This is a genomic window from Mesorhizobium sp. CNPSo 4684 (assembly GCF_057784315.1).
Genome location: NZ_JBWLUX010000025.1, coordinates 64939 through 80212 on the forward strand (window position 1 = coordinate 64939; position 15274 = coordinate 80212).

The 15274-nt window shown below is 64.0% G+C and carries 12 protein-coding genes; 5 read left to right on the top strand and 7 right to left on the bottom strand.

What is annotated here, in order from left to right; all coding sequences use genetic code 11:
* Positions 1–15 precede the first annotated feature (15 nt).
* Entirely contained in the window at positions 16–1401 is a 1386-nt protein-coding gene (locus tag AC04SG_RS22610; protein WP_477347243.1) for a glutamine synthetase family protein, read from the top strand.
* A 93-nt stretch (positions 1402–1494) separates the two neighbouring features.
* Positions 1495–2139 carry a UdgX family uracil-DNA binding protein gene (locus tag AC04SG_RS22615; RefSeq protein WP_488552857.1) on the top strand — a complete coding sequence of 215 codons (645 nt, stop codon included), beginning with the start codon at positions 1495–1497 and terminating at the stop codon, positions 2137–2139.
* Between the two features lie 220 nt (positions 2140–2359).
* Here AC04SG_RS22615 and AC04SG_RS22620 read toward each other — a convergent pair whose 3' ends face one another.
* The 4 genes from AC04SG_RS22620 to AC04SG_RS22635 form a co-directional block, all read right to left on the bottom strand.
* On the bottom strand, positions 2360–3625 hold the full coding sequence (locus AC04SG_RS22620) for a glycerate kinase type-2 family protein (protein ID WP_488552858.1): 1266 nt from the start codon (positions 3623–3625) through the stop codon (positions 2360–2362).
* On the bottom strand, positions 3622–4119 hold the full coding sequence (locus AC04SG_RS22625) for a heme-degrading domain-containing protein (RefSeq protein WP_112567441.1): 498 nt from the start codon (positions 4117–4119) through the stop codon (positions 3622–3624). The genes AC04SG_RS22620 and AC04SG_RS22625 overlap by 4 nt, the downstream gene beginning before the upstream one ends.
* A 221-nt stretch (positions 4120–4340) precedes the next feature.
* Positions 4341–5657 carry a guanine deaminase gene (gene guaD / locus AC04SG_RS22630; protein ID WP_488552859.1) on the bottom strand — a complete coding sequence of 439 codons (1317 nt, stop codon included), beginning with the start codon at positions 5655–5657 and terminating at the stop codon, positions 4341–4343.
* A 2-nt stretch (positions 5658–5659) separates the two neighbouring features.
* Positions 5660–6877, bottom strand: a complete 1218-nt coding sequence (locus AC04SG_RS22635; RefSeq protein ID WP_488552860.1) for a urate hydroxylase PuuD — start codon at positions 6875–6877, stop codon at positions 5660–5662.
* Positions 6878–7015: 138 nt separating this feature from the next.
* On the opposite strand from AC04SG_RS22635, the gene AC04SG_RS22640 reads away from it, so the two are divergent.
* The 3 genes from AC04SG_RS22640 to AC04SG_RS22650 all read left to right on the top strand — a co-directional run bounded on the left by AC04SG_RS22640 (position 7016) and on the right by AC04SG_RS22650 (position 10243).
* Entirely contained in the window at positions 7016–7936 is a 921-nt protein-coding gene (locus AC04SG_RS22640; protein WP_352582442.1) for a LysR family transcriptional regulator, read from the top strand.
* A gap of 118 nt (positions 7937–8054) precedes the next feature.
* Entirely contained in the window at positions 8055–8996 is a 942-nt protein-coding gene (locus tag AC04SG_RS22645; RefSeq protein WP_488552861.1) for an LLM class flavin-dependent oxidoreductase, read from the top strand.
* On the top strand, positions 8993–10243 hold the full coding sequence (locus tag AC04SG_RS22650) for an LLM class flavin-dependent oxidoreductase (RefSeq protein WP_488552862.1): 1251 nt from the start codon (positions 8993–8995) through the stop codon (positions 10241–10243). The genes AC04SG_RS22645 and AC04SG_RS22650 overlap by 4 nt, the downstream gene beginning before the upstream one ends.
* A gap of 13 nt (positions 10244–10256) precedes the next feature.
* On the opposite strand, the gene xdhC is transcribed toward AC04SG_RS22650, so the two are convergent.
* The 3 genes from xdhC to xdhA all read right to left on the bottom strand — a co-directional run bounded on the left by xdhC (position 10257) and on the right by xdhA (position 15271).
* Entirely contained in the window at positions 10257–11267 is a 1011-nt protein-coding gene (xdhC, locus tag AC04SG_RS22655) for a xanthine dehydrogenase accessory protein XdhC (RefSeq protein ID WP_488552863.1), read from the bottom strand.
* A gap of 162 nt (positions 11268–11429) precedes the next feature.
* Complete coding sequence (gene xdhB / locus AC04SG_RS22660; RefSeq protein ID WP_488552864.1) at positions 11430–13790, bottom strand: xanthine dehydrogenase molybdopterin binding subunit; 2361 nt, start codon at positions 13788–13790, stop codon at positions 11430–11432.
* Positions 13790–15271 carry a xanthine dehydrogenase small subunit gene (gene xdhA / locus AC04SG_RS22665; RefSeq protein ID WP_488552865.1) on the bottom strand — a complete coding sequence of 494 codons (1482 nt, stop codon included), beginning with the start codon at positions 15269–15271 and terminating at the stop codon, positions 13790–13792. Before xdhA ends, xdhB begins: the two co-directional genes overlap by 1 nt.
* Positions 15272–15274 lie beyond the last annotated feature (3 nt).

A 15274-nucleotide genomic window follows, 5' to 3' on the forward strand; every position in this document is an offset into this window, starting at 1 on the left:
TTGAGTACAGCAATCATGACTTCACCTTCGGGCTCGACGCCCGCCGAGGCGCAAGCCTTTCTCGACGCCCATCCTGAAATCGAGGCCTTTGACATCGTCTTGACCGACGCCAATGGGGTCGGTCGCGGCAAGATCGTGCGCCGGCATGAGCTGAAAAGCATTTATGAGGGCGGCCGTCACATGCCGATCTCGATCCTCGGCCTCGACATCACCGGCGAGGATGTGCACGAGACCGGGCTGATCTGGACGACCGGCGACGGCGACCTCAGGGCATGGCCGATCCCCGGCACGCTGGTGCCGCTCTATGGTACGAGCCCGCCGCGCGGCCAGTTGCTGATGGCGATGTACCATCTGGACGGACAGCCAATGTCGTCGGACCCGCGGCTGGCGCTGGCCCGGCAGGTCGACATATTGGCAGCCAAGGGCCTCTACCCCGCCGGCGCCTTCGAACTCGAATTTTTCCTGCTTGCCAATGAGCGCGACGCCGACGGCAAGGTGAAGCCGGCCGACGCCGTGCTCGACGGTCGCCGCTCGGCCAAGACCGAGGTCTATTCCGTCGACCATCTGCATGGCATGGAGCCGCTGTTTTCCGACATCTATGCAGCGGCCAAGGCGCAAGGCATTCCGGCCGAGACGGTGATTTCCGAATATGCGCCCGGCCAGTACGAACTGACGCTGAACTACCGCAAGGATGTGATGCGGGCCGCCGACGACCTCGTCATGCTGAAGCGGCTGGTGCGGGCGCAGGCGCGCCGGCACGGCGTCACCGCCTGCTTCATGGCCAAGCCGATCGAAAAATACGCCGGCTCCGGCATGCATTTCCATGTCTCGCTGCAGGACAAGGCAGGCCGAAACGTCTTTGCCGAGGCCGGCGGCGAAAGCTGGTCGCTGCCGCTGCTGCAGGGGCTCGGCGGCCTGATCCAGACCATGGCGGAATCGATGCTGGTGTTTGCGCCGCACGCCAATTCGTGGCGCCGCTTCGTCTCGCAATCCTATGCGCCGGTAGCGCCGACATGGGGCGTCAACAACCGTTCGGTGGCGCTCCGCGTTCCGGCGGGCGATGCGAAGAACCGGCGCATCGAACACCGGCCGTCGGGCGTCGACGCCAATCCCTACCTGATCGCCGCAACCGTGCTGGCCGGCATCGTCAAGGGACTGGACGAAGGTCTCGACCCCGGCCCGGAGACGACCGGCAACGGCTATGAAGCAGCCGTCACGCGCACGACCATGCCGGTCGATTGGCGCGCCGCGATCGAAGCGGCGCGGGCGTCGAGCTTCCTGAAAGAGGCGCTCGGCGAGGATCTGCATCGCACTTTCGTGGCGATCAAGCAGTCCGAATATCTGCGCGTCGCCCGCACCGTCAGCGAGCTGGATTATCATCTCTACCTGCACGAGGTTTGATGGCAGCAGGAACCATCGTCGGCCTTATCCATTTCAATCTCGAATGGACGAGGCAGGATCATGGCGACCACAGGCCTTCCACGTGAAGCAAAAATGCCCGCCAGACGCATTTCCGTGCGGCGCGTCGAACCGGCGCTGGACGAAGACAGTGCCTCCATCGCGAGCCTACGCGAAGCCGCGAAGAGTTGCCGCCGCTGCCCGCTGTGGCGCGACGCGACGCAGACCGTGTTCGGCGAGGGGCCTGACAATGCCAAGGTGGTCTTCGTCGGCGAACAGCCGGGCGACCAGGAGGATCTCGCCGGCAAACCTTTCGTCGGTCCGGCGGGCAAAGTCTTCGATGCAATCCTCGATGACGCCGGCGTCGACCGGCAAAAGGTCTACGTCACCAACGCGGTCAAGCACTTCAAATTCGAGCCGCGCGGCAAGCGCCGCATCCACTCCAAGCCGAATGCCGGAGAGGTTCAGGCATGTCGCTGGTGGCTCGACCAGGAGTTCGAACTGATCAAGCCGCACCTTGCCGTGGCGCTTGGCGCCACGGCGGCGCTGTCGCTGCTGGGCAAGGCTATTCCTGTGACGAAAATGCGCGGTCGAGTGATCGAGCGGGAAGATGGGCTGCGCGTGTTCATCACCATCCATCCGTCTTTCATTTTGCGCATCCACGAGCCAGCGGACAAGGAAGCCGAGCGCGAACGGTTTTTGCATGACATGAAGCAGGTCAAGCGGCTGATGGCGGCTTAATCAGGCGACGGTCGGCGCCGCCCCTCTGCCGGGCATTTCTCCCCGTATAGTGACGGGGAGAAAGACGCTGTGACCGCGGCTTTCGCAAATCGTCAACGTCGCAAGAAGAGCGCGAAGGCGCGGCCAGTTTCCTTCTCCCCGTCACTATACGGGGAGAAGGTGCCGGCAGGCGGATGAGGGGCAGCGCCGACTCTTGTGCAGACAGGTAACTCGACGTGCTCTACCGGATCAGAATGGCCCGGAGATCGTTGACATTGGTACCGGTCGGCCCTGGCACGAACAGATCGTCAACCGCATTAAATGCCGTCCAGGCATTGTTGCCGGCCAACATCGCCTTGGCGTCGACGGCGGCTGAACGCATGCGCGACACCGTCGAACCATCGGCGAAGGCACCGGCATTGTCTTCCGAGCCGTCTATGCCGTCGGTGTCGGCAGCCAGCGCATCGATATTGTCCGCCCCGCTGATGCCGATGGCGAAAGCCAGCAGGAATTCCGAGTTGCGGCCGCCCTTGCCCTTGGCGCGCAAGGTCACCGTGGTCTCGCCACCGGACAGGATCAATACCGGCTTAGAAAATGGCCGGTTGCGTGTCGCCACTTCGCGCGCGATGGCCGCATGAACGCCGCCGACCTCGCGTGCCTCGCCCTCGATGGAATCGGAGAGGATGACGGCTTCGATGCCTTGGCGCCTGGCTTCGGCTGCCGCCGCTTCCAGCGACACGCCGGCCGAGGCGATCAGATGCACTTCATTGCCTGCAAAGCGCTCATCCCCAGGACTTGGTGCATCGGCCTTCGCCGAGTTGATGTGCTCCATCACGGCGTCCGGCAACTTCATGCCATAGGCCGCTATCGAGGCCAGCGCGTCCTCGCGGCTCCCGGTGTCCGGCACGGTCGGACCGGAGGCAACGAGCGCCGGATTGTCGCCCGGAATGTCCGAGACGACCAGCGACACGACCTTGGCCGGATACGCAGCTGCAGCCAGCCGGCCGCCCTTGATGGTCGAGACATGCTTGCGGATGGTGTTCATGGCTGCGATCGGCGCGCCGGAGGCGAGTAGCGCCTCGTTGACGGCGATCTCGTCGGCCAATGTCAGGCCGGCGGCGGGAGATGGCAGTAGCGCCGAGCCGCCGCCCGAAATCAGCGCCACGACCAGATCGTCTGAGGTCAGCCCCTGCACCTTCTCGAGCAGGCGGCGCGAGGCTTCAAGCCCGGCGGCATCAGGCACCGGATGCGCCGCCTCAATGATCTCGATGCGCTCGCATTTGGCGCCATAGCCATAGCGGGTGACGACCAGCCCTTCGATCGGGCCGTCCCAGACCTTCTCGAACGCCGCCGCCATCTGCGCCGAACCTTTGCCGGCGCCAATCACGATGGTGCGGCCTCTAGGTTTCGCCGGCAGATGATCCCGGATCGTGCGTTCGGGATCGGCGGCAGCAACGGCGGCGTCGAAGATGGAGATGAGGAAGGATTTGGGTTCGAGCACGGTCATTCCGCAGCCAGCGCCAGCCCACGCTTGTCGACGCCGAGATGATCGCACAGCGCATCGACGACGACGCCATGGTCCTGGCGCTCCGGCAGGCCGGAGACCGTAATCGCGCCAATGACGCCGGCGCCTTTGACCGTCACCGGAAAACCGCCTCCGGCCAGCACATAGTCGACAATGTCCAGCCCTTCGCCGATCTTGAAAGTGCGGTCCGGCCGCTGCTGCTCCAGCACCAGGCGGTAGGTGCTTTTGAGGTAGCGCTTGACGACATTGATCTTGCGCCGCGCCCAGTCTGGGTTGGAGGCATTCGAGCCCGGCATCGCGGCATAGAACAGCGGCCGGTCCCACAGCCTGATGTCGACGATGATCGGCAAATGGTCAGCCAGCGCCCGCTTGCGGATCGCGACGCCGATCTTGAAGGCCACTGCCTCGTCGAAGGCCGGAAAGACCAGCGTCTCTTCCTGTTTCTGGATCAGAGCGATGTCGTCCGCAGCGGCCATTTTCTTTCTCCGAAATCGTCACACGTCGTGTGTACGACAAGGACTGCCCGGTCAAGGTCTCGTCGCGGCCGCCCCCTCATCCGGCCGCTTCGCGGCCACCTTCTCCCCGTTGGGGAGAAGAGACGAGCGTCGAAGCCGGCGCCCTCCTCTCCCCTCGGGGAGAGGTCGGATTGCCCCGAATTGCCCTTGCAATTCGGTCTCGGCAATCCGGGTGAGGGGGACTAGCCCGCAATCATGTCGCTCTTCGCCGGCCGCCCCGCGACATAGACCTCGCGCACCGCGCGATCGTCACCCAGCGTCTGCAGCAGGAACAGCTCCTCGGCCAGCGTCTCCACCGTCTCCATCCTCAGCCGCATCGCCGGCGTGGCGCGGGCGTCGAGCACGGTGATGTCGGCATCGGTGCCTGCATCCAGCGTGCCGACCTTGCTTGCCACCGACAGCGCCTCGGCATTGCCACGCGTGATCTGCCAGAAGGATTGGAACGGGTTCAGCTTCTCGCCGTTCAGCGCGATCACCTTGTAGCCTTCGTCCATGGTGCGCAGCATGGAGTAATTGGTGCCGCCGCCGACATCGGTGGCGGCGGCGATGCGCAGCGGTTTGTCGCGGCGGCGGAAGCGCTGATAGTCGAACAGGCCGGAGCCGAGGAACAGGTTGGAGGTCGGACAGAACACCGCTACAGAACCTGAGTTCGACAGCGCATCCGCCTCGCGTTCCGAGAGATGGATGCAGTGGCCGAACAGGCTTTTTTTGCCCAACAGACCATACTGCTCATAGACATCGGTGTAGTCGCGCGCCTGCGGATAGAGCTCTTGGGTAAAAGCGATCTCGGCGTGGTTTTCCGACAGATGCGTCTGCATGTGCAAATCGGGATGTTCGCGGCAGAGCGTGCCGGCCATTTCCAGCTGCTCGGGCGACGAGGTGATGGCGAAACGCGGCGTGATCGCATAAAGCTGGCGCCCCTTGCCGTGCCATTCCGCAATCAGCGCGTTGGTATCGTCATAGCCGGATTGCGGCGTGTCGAGCACGCCTGCGGGCGCATTGCGGTCCATCATCACCTTGCCGGCAATGTTGAGCATGCCGCGCGCATGCGACTCCGCGAAGAAGGCTTCGGCGGACGCCTTGTGCACGGAGCAGTAGGCGGCGACCGTCGTGGTGCCATGGCGTACCATCTCGTCGAGGAACAACCGCGCAATGCGGCGGCCGTGCTGGGCGTTGGAAAATTTGGTCTCTTCGGGAAACGTGTAGGTGTTCAGCCAGTCGAGCAGCTCGGCGCCATAGGAAGCGATCACCTGCATCTGCGGAAAATGCACATGCGCGTCGATGAAGCCCGGCAGCAGCAGATGCGGCCGGTGGTCGATTTTCTTTACGCCTTCGCCCGCTTGTTTCTCGATCTGTGCGTAGGCGCCTGCGGCGACGAACCGCCCGTCGCGGATCAGCAGGCCGCCATCCTCCTCGTAGCGCCAGGCAGCATGATCGTCGATGGCTTCGGGCCAGCGCAAAAAGCTCAGCGTGCGGCCGCGCAGAAGTGTGGAGGTCATGCTTATTTTCCTGCGTCTTCGAACCAGGCGACCAGCAGCGCCCGCTCCTTGTCGCTGATCTGGGTGATGTTGGCCGGCGGCATGGCGTGGCTGCGCCCGGCCTGCAGATAGATCTCGCGGGCATGCTCGGCAATGCCGGCATCGGTGTCGAGCATCACGCCCTTGGGCGCGTGGTAGATGCCTTCATAGACCGGCTCGGCGGCATGGCACATCGAGCAGCGGCCAAGCACGGTGTCGCGCACCGCCGGGAAATGCGACGAGGCGATATAGACCTCCGCCGCGGCGGATGCCTTGGGCTCGCCGGTCAGCATTTTCGGCGCCGTCGACAGCCAGATGATGATCATGAACAGCACGGCGGCCGCCATCCAGGTCCAGTGCGGGTTGCCGGCACGCTTGTGCACGGTGTTGAAATAGTGCCGGATCAGCACGCCGATGATGAACACCAGCGAGGCGATGACCCAGTTGAACTCGGTAGCGAACGCCAGCGGATAGTGGTTCGACAGCATCAGGAACAGCACGGGCAGGGTCAGGTAGTTGTTGTGCAGCGAGCGCTGCTTGGCGATCTTGCCGTATTTCGGATCGGGCTTGCGGCCGGCGATGAGGTCGGCGACGACGATCTTCTGGTTTGGAATGATCACCATAAAGACGTTGGCCGACATGATCGTGGCGGTGATGGCGCCCAGATGCAGGAAGGCGGCACGGCCGGTGAACAGATGCGTCAGCCCCCAGGCGATGAACACCAGCACGCCGTAGAGCACCAGCATCAGCCCGGTGTCGCTTTTTCCCAACGGCGAGCGGCACAGAAGATCATAGACCACCCATCCGACACCGATGGTTGCCATCGACAGCAATATGCCCACCGGCACCGACATTGGCAGCACGTTGGGATCGATCAGGAACAGGTCGGCGCCGGCATAGTAGACCACGCACAGCATGGCGAAGCCTGACAGCCAGGTGGCGTAGGATTCCCATTTGAACCAGGTCAGGTGCTCGGGCATTTCGGCCGGCGCCACCAGATATTTCTGGATGTGGTAGAAGCCGCCGCCATGCACCTGCCATTCCTCGCCGAAGGCGCCGACCGGCATGCCGGGACGCTGGCGCAGGCCGAGATCGAGCGCGACGAAATAGAAGGACGAGCCGATCCACGCGATGCCGGTGACGACGTGCAGCCAGCGCACGGCGAAACTCAGCCAGTCCCAGAAAATCGCGAAATCCATCATGTGAAATCGTCCCTGCCGTTCGGTTGACTTTACGGTGTGGTACGCAAACGAAAAGAGGCGAGGTGTACGATGACTTTCAAAAAAAAATGGAAAATAGTAGGTTGATCCCACGAGCCGTTTGAGAGCCACGAAAATCTGATGGCCTATCTCGACAACATCGCCGTCTTCGTTCGCGTCGTCGAGCTCGGCAATCTGTCGGCTGCGGGCCGCGACATGCGCATTTCGCCGGCCGTTGCGTCGAACCGCATCAAGGAACTGGAAAAGCATCTCGGCGTGCGGCTGTTCAACCGCACGACACGGCAGTTGATGCCGACAGAGCACGGCACGGTGTTTTACTCCGGTGCCAAGCAGGTGCTGGAAGCGATCACCGAGGCGGAAGCCGCTGTCTCGGCGCTCTCCGGCCAGCCGCGCGGCACCATCCGGGTCACTGCGCCGCTCGGCCTCGGGCGGCGGCTGGTGGCCTCGGGCATTCCGGACTTTCACGACAAATACCCCGATATCGAGGTGCGGCTCAGGCTCTCCGACCACAATATCGACATCATGAAGGAAGGCATCGACGTCGCCTTCAAGCTCGGCATCATCGAGGATTCCAGCTTGAGAATGCGCGGCATCATGGAATGCGAGCGCGTGCTGGTGGCAGCGCCGAAATATCTGGAAGCGCGCGGCGAACCGGTGGAGCCGCAGGAACTGATCGGCAAGAAGCACGATTGCCTGATGCTGCGCTATTCCGGTGCGCGCGAATATGTCTGGACGCTGCAGACGCCGAACGGCCCGCAGAAATTCGAAGTGCACGGCCCTTACGACACCGACGATGGCGATGTGCTGACCGGCTGGGCGCTGTCGGGACGCGGCATCATCAACAAGCCGCGCTTCGAGGTCGAACCCTTCATTCGCGACCGGCGGCTGCAGGTGATCCTGGCCAGCACGCCGCCGACGCCGGTGCAGTTTGCTGCCGTCTATCCGCACAAGAAGCTGCAGGATCCCAAGGTGCGGCTGCTGCTCGACTTCATGGCCGAGCGCTGCCAGCGGCTGATCAAGGATCTTCTGGCCGGCAAATAGGGCTGGCCGGCACGTGATGGGCCGTTGGCCCAGTCGCAAGGGTTGCCTTACACGCAAGCAACTTTAGGTTTGCATACTCCGCCTCGATGGCCCCGCGCCGACTGACGAGCAAACCACAATGCATCTCGCCGTTTCGCTCAACATTGCTTCCGGGCAGCCGCTCGCCTTCAGCGATCTCGCCGATTTTGCCAAGCAAGCGGAAGCGGCCGGGCTGGACATGATCGTCCTCGAGGACTCCATGCCGGACAGCGGCGGGTCGAGCCCTTTCGAAGCGACGACGTTGCTGGCGGCGCTGGCGACGGTGACGAGCAGGATCGGCCTCGTTGCTGCCGCTTCCACCGTCGCCCACCAGCCCTACAATCTGGCGCGCCGTTTTGCCTCGCTCGACATCATCAGCCGCGGTCGCGCTGGCTGGCACGCGACCATGGCGCAGGCGCCACGCGAAGCCGCCAATTTCAGCCGGCCGGAAGTATTTTCCGCCGACGATTTCCGCCGTCGTGCGGAAGAATATATCGGCGTCGTTCAGGGCTTGTGGCAGGGCTGGGATGCGGACGCGCTGCTGTTCGACAAGGAAGGTGGCCGTTTCCACGATCCCGACAAGATGCATCTGCTCGACCACAAGGGCGAGTTCTTCTCGGTGCGCGGACCGCTGAACGTCGCGCGCTCGCCGCAGGATACGCCAGTGCTGGTGCTGTCGCATGTCTCCGAGGCCGGCCGGGACATCGCGGCTCGCACCGCCGATGTCATCCTGCTCGACGGACCCGTAGGGGAAGCCAAAGCACGCCATGACGATCTCAAACGTCGCGTCGCTGTCTGCGGACGCGATCCGGACGCGGTCAAACTGCTGCTGAGCGTTGGCGCAGATGTTACCGCCGACACTCTCGACGCGTCGTTCCGCTCGAAGAGCTGTGACGGGTTCAACATCGCGATGCCGCCCTCCACGCTCGAGGGCTTCTTCGACCGCGTGCTGCCGGAGTTGCGGCGTCGTGGCCTCGTTCACCAGGATTATCGCGGTACGACATTGCGCGCACGCCTCGGACTTGCCGGAGGTGATCAATGACCCGCCAGATGAAGCTTGGCGCCTTCCTGTGGGCGACGGGCCATCACATCGCCGCCTGGCGCCATCCAAAGGCGCATGTCACGGCCGGCATCGACGTCGACCACTACATCCAGCTGGCGCGCACGGCGGAAGCGGCAAAATTCGACATGATCTTCTGTGAGGACGCCGCCGGCCTGCGCGAAGCCAATGTCGGCATCGCCAGCCAGACCTCGCGCTCGATCGGCTTCGAACCGATCAGCCTGCTGTCGGCGCTCGCCGTCCAGACCAGCCGCATCGGCCTCGTCTCGACGGCCTCGACCAGCTACAACGAGCCCTACGGCCTGGCGCGGATCTTTTTGTCGCTCGATCACTTAAGCGGCGGCCGGGCCGGCTGGAACCTGGTCACATCGGCCAGCCCCATCGAAGCCGCCAATTTCGGCGCGACGGGCCTCAAACCCCACGCCGACCGCTATGAGCGGGCGCGTGAGTTTGCCGAGGTGGTGTCAGGACTTTGGCAAGGCGGCAGCTTTCCCGGCCATGACGGCCAGAGTTTCTCGGTACGCGACCCGCTCGATTTGCCGCGCTCGCCGCAGGGCGCACCGGTGATGGTACAGGCCGGCGCCTCGGATGTCGGCCGCGACCTGGCTGCCCGCACCGCCGATGTGGTGTTCACGGCGGCGCAGACTCTGGAGGAAGCCAAGGCCTTCTACGACGATCTGAAGAGCCGCACGGCGGCCTATGGCCGCGAGCCGGACGATATCAAGATCATGCCCGGCGTCTCTCCCGTGGTGGCGAAAACCGAGGCCGAGGCCCGCGAGAAGCAGGAGGAATTGCAGGCGCTGATTCCCGACGATGTCGGAGTTGCCTTGCTGTCCAGTTATCTCAGTATTTCGGACCTGCATCGCTACCCGATCGATGGACCTATGCCGGAACTGCCGGAGACCGAGGGCATGAAAAGCCGCCAGGCGCTGGTTGTCGAGCAATCGCGCCGCGACGGCCTTTCCATCCGCCAGCTTGCCCGCCACTTCGCGGGCGCGCGCGGCCACTGGCGCATCGTCGGCACGCCGGCGCAGATCGCCGACGAGTTGCAGGCCCGGTTCGAAGGCGGCGGGGCCGACGGCTTCAATGTCATGCCGTCATATTTCCCCGGCGAGCTCGATGCGTTCGCCACTCTGGTGGTGCCGGAACTACAGCGGCGTGGCCTGTTCCGCCGGGAGTACGAGGGTAGCACTCTACGCGAGCATCTGGGGTTGAAGTGGCCGGCGTAGCTGTGGCGAAAAGTTAGCCGGCTATTTCTTTGTCTCGTTGGACCGGATGGTCGATATTTGACGTCGCGTTGTGAACGACCAGCGCAGTCATGATCTCCGCTGCCGCGAGCGCTGCGATGACCTGTGGGCGCTTGTCCTTGACGGCGTCGCCGCCGATCGGCGAGACGAGGCGGGCGAACTCAGCCTCCGTGCCCTCCGCCGATTTCAGGAACCAGTTCCTGAACGTCGCCTTCTTGGTCTTCGAGCCGATCATGCCGACATAGGCCGCATCGTCGCGCTTGAGCGCCTCAGCAACGATGAGGAAATCGAGCGCGTGGTCGTGGGTGAGGATGGCGAAGGCGGCGCCGGCAGGCGCGTTGCGCACCTCAGCCTCCGGTATTGGCGTCAGCCGCGTCTCGACGGTTTCCGGCATGCCTTCCAGCGCTTCGGCCCGCGTCTCGATGACGACGCCGTGCACAGGAAGAAGTGCGATGGTCGAGGCCAGCGCCTGGCCGACATGGCCACCGCCGAAGATATAGACATGCGGCAAGTGGGTTTCCTCGGCTTCCGCCGCTGCAACCAGTTCGGCAGCAAGCGCGGCATCGACGATACGGATTAGCACCTCCACGCGCCCGCCGCAGCACTGGCCGATTTCGGGCCCGAGCGGCACGTCGAGCGTGGCGCAGACTTCATCGACCTCGATACGGGTTCCCCTCCCCCTCGAGGGGAGGGTGGCGGCGAAGCCGCCGGGTGGGGTCGCTGCGGCAGTGCGCGACGCCCTTGCGGTGCCTCCTGAGAGGACCCCCTCTGGCCGTTTTGCGGCCATCTCCCCCTCAAGGGGGGAGAAAAGCATCTGCCTGGCCTTGTCGATCGCCATATATTCGAGCTGGCCGCCGCCGATCGTGCCGAAAATCGCCGCCTGCGAGACGAGCATGAAGGCGCCCTTCTCGCGCGGCGTCGAGCCTTTGGTGCCGGCCACTTCGACCAGAGCAAGCCGGCCGGCGCTGCCGAGAAAGGCTTTCAAGCTTTGCACTTTCGAGTTCATCGTCTGCATTCCCACCGCAGCGCCGTGCGTCCTGCGGACGCACAAAGGACGCTGCGGCTCATTTAGTCTGCCGCATGATCCTTTCCGAAATCGACATCGATTTCGGGGTCATGCGGTGTGAAACATAGCGTTTTCGGGCCAGATTTGCACGTTCTGGCTCGATCAGGCCGATTTGGCGGCTCTCAGCCGTTCGACCGCCATCAGCACGCGTTCCGGTGTCGCCGGGGCGTCGAGACGCGGACAAATCTTGTGGTCGGCAACGCTGGCTACCGCATCCGACAGCGCATGCAGCACCGACATGCCGAGCGGGAAGGGCGGTTCGCCGACCGCCTTGGAGCGATGCACCGTCGGCTCGTTGGCTTCCGGCCAGTCGGCCAGCGTCACGTTGAAGATCTTCGGCCGGTCGGACGCCAGCGGGATCTTGTAGGTCGACGGCGCGTGCGTGCGCAGCCGGCCCTTGTCGTCCCACCACAGTTCCTCCGTCGTCAGCCAGCCCATGCCCTGGATGAAGCCGCCCTCGATCTGGCCAAGGTCGATGGCACGGTTCAGCGAGCGGCCGGTCTCATGCAAGATGTCGGTGCGCTCGACGACATATTCGCCGGTCAGCGTGTCGACCGAGACTTCCGAGCACGAGGCGCCATAGGCGAAATAATAGAACGGACGGCCCTCGCCCTTGTCGCGATTCCAATGGATTTTCGGCGTCTTGTAGAAGCCCGTCGCCGACAGCTGGATGCGGGCCATATAGGCCTGCTTGACGAGGTCGGCGAAAGCGATCTCCTGGTTGCCGATGCGCACGCGGTTGGGCAGGAACAGCACCTGGTCGCGCGGCACCTGGTATTTTTCAGCGGCGAAATCGGTCAGCCTGTCCTTGATCTGGCGGGCGCCGTTCTGCGCCGCCATGCCGTTGAGGTCGGTGCCGGACGACGCCGCAGTGGCCGACGTGTTGGGCACCTTGCCGGTGGTCGTCGCGGTTATTTTCACCTGGTCGAGGTCGATCTGGAACTCTTCCGCCACCACCTGCGCCACCTTGACATAGAGGCCTTGCCCCATCTCGGTGCCGCCATGGTTCAGATGCACCGAACCGTCGGTATAGACATGCACCAGCGCGCCGGCCTGGTTGTAATGCGTCGCGGTAAACGAGATGCCGAATTTCACCGGCGTCAGCGCCAGCCCGCGCTTGATGAAGCGGCTGTTGGCGTTGAAGGCCTGGATGATCCTGCGGCGGCTTGCATAGTCCGCGCTCGCCTCCAGTTCGGCGACGATGCCATGGATGATGTTGTCCTCGACCGTCTGGTGATAGGGCGTGACGTTGCGGCCCCCCTCTTTATCACCACTGGTGCCATAGAAATTCTGCTTGCGGATTTCGAGCGGGTCCTTGCCGACGGCAAAGGCGACCTCGTCGATGACGCGTTCGGCGCCGACCATGCCTTGCGGGCCGCCGAAGCCGCGAAACGCCGTGTTCGACACCGTGTTGGTATAGAGCGGCGCCGACTGCGCATGCACCGCCGGCCAGAAATAGGTGTTGTCGCAGTGGAACAGCGCACGGTCGGTGACCGGGCCGGAGAGATCCGAGGAAAAGCCGCAGCGCGCCGCGAACATGAAGTCGACGCCAAGAATGTTGCCGGCGTCGTCGAAGCCGACCTCATAGTCGACGAGGAAGTCATGACGCTTGCCGGTGGCGATCATGTCGTCGTCACGGTCGGGCCGGATTTTGACCGCGCGATGATGTTTCTTGGCGGCAATCGCGGCGAGGGCGGCAAACTGGTTGCCTTGCGTTTCCTTGCCGCCGAAGCCGCCGCCCATGCGGCGGATTTCCACCGTGATGGCGTTGCTCGGCACGCCCAGCGCATGGCTGACCATATGTTGCACTTCGCTCGGATGCTGGGTCGAGGAATAGATGGTGACGTCCTGGTCCTCGCCCGGAATGGCGACGGCGATATGGCCTTCGAGGTAGAAATGCTCCTGGCCGCCAACGCGCATCTTGCCCTTCAGCCGGCGCGGCGCTGCCTTGATCGCGGCAGCGGCATCGCCGCGCTTCAAGGTCAGCGGCGGGGTGACCAGTTTGTCCTTGCGCGGGTCGAGGTCACCGACGTCGGTGACGAAAGGCAATTGACTGTATTCGACCTTGGCCAGCCGCGTGGCGCGGCGCGCCTCCTCGCGGGTCCCGGCAATGACACAAAAGATCGGCTGGCCGTAAAATTGCACCTTGTCGTCGGCCAGCACCGGCTCGTCATGACGGCCGGTCGGCGAGATGTCGTTTTCGCCGGGCACGTCTTTTGCCGTCAGCACATCGACAACCCCCGGCGCCGAGCGCACCGCGGACAGGTCCATTTTGGTGATGGTCGCGTGCGTTGCCATGGACAGGCCGAGGCAGCCATGCAGCATGCCTGCCGGTTCCGGCATGTCGTCGATATAAACCGCGCTGCCGCTGACATGCTTGTGCGCGGAATCATGACGCTGGTCGGTGGCGACGCCGCCGGAAATCTTCGGTGCCTTGAGGTTGGGAGAAGCGTGCTTGTTCATCAGGCCGCCTCGTTGCGTGACACTTGGGTCGGCTCGCGAGTGCCGCTGGTCTCGGCAAAGAAACGCAGCAAAAGGTTCTTCGCCGCCAGCGCCCGGTACTCGGCTGACGCCCGCATGTCGGTCAGCGGGGTGAAATCGCCGGCATATTCGGCCATCGCCGTTTCCACTGTTGCCTCCGTCCACGGTTTGCCGAGCAGCGCCTTTTCGACACCGAAAGCGCGCTTCGGCGTCGCCGCCATGCCGCCATAGGCGATGCAGATGTCGGCCACCGTGCCGTCCTTGGCCAGGTCGAGGAAAAAGGCGCCGAGGGCTGCGGTGATGTCCTCGTCGCGGCGCTTGGTGATCTTGTAGACGGCAAACTTTGTGCCCTTGGCCGGCACAGGAACATGCACGGCCTCGACGAATTCGCCCGGCTGCCGGTCCTGCTTGCCATAGGCGATGAAGAAATCCTCAAGCGCGATGGTGCGGCGCTTCTTGCCCCGGCGCAGCGTCAGCTGCGCGCCAAGCGCGATCAAGGGTGGCGGCGTGTCGCCGATCGGCGAACCGTTGGCGATGTTGCCGCCGATCGTGCCCATATTGCGCACTTGCTCACCACCGATACGGTCGAACAACGGCCCCAGCACCGGGATGCGCCTGGCCAGTGTCGCGAAAGCGTCGGTGTAAGTGACGCCGGCGCCGATGGTGATGACGTCATTGTCCTCGGAGATTGCGCACAGCCCCTCTAGATTGCCGATAAAGATTACCGGCGAGATGTCGCGCATATGCTTGGTGACCCACAGCCCGACATCGGTCGAGCCGGCGACAACCGTGGCGCCGGGCTCCTTGTCCAGCACGGCGGCGAAATCGTCGGCATTGGCCGGCACGATCAGCCGCTGCTTGCCGGCGCCGATCTCGACACGCGCCCCATCACGCATCGCTTCGAGCCTTGCCGTGATTGCCTTGCGCTCCGCCGCCAGCGGATCCTTTGCAGCCTTGCCGTAGCTGGAAATGGCGCGGGCAGCGCGCATGATCGCCTCGTAGCCGGTGCAGCGGCAGAGATTGCCTTGCAGGGCCTTTTCGATCTCCGCATTCGACGGATCGGGCGATTTCATCCACAGGCAGTAGAGTGACATGACGAAGCCCGGCGTGCAGAAGCCGCATTGCGAACCGTGGAAATCGACCATCGCCTGCTGTACGGGATGCAACTGGCCGGGCGCACCGCGCAAATGCTCGACCGTCACGACATGGGTGCCGTCGAGCGAACCGAGGAAGCGGATGCACGCATTGACGCTTTCATAGACCAGCTTGCCGGCCGAGAGTTTGCCGACCAGCACTGTGCAGGCGCCGCAATCGCCCTCGGCGCAGCCTTCCTTGGTGCCGCGCAGCGAGCGCTCAAGCCGCAGCCAGTCGAGCAAGGTCGTCTCTGGCGCCATTGATGGCAGCGCGACATCGCTGCCGTTGAGGATGAAACGGATCTCGTTGCGTATGGTGACCTTGGCCATGCG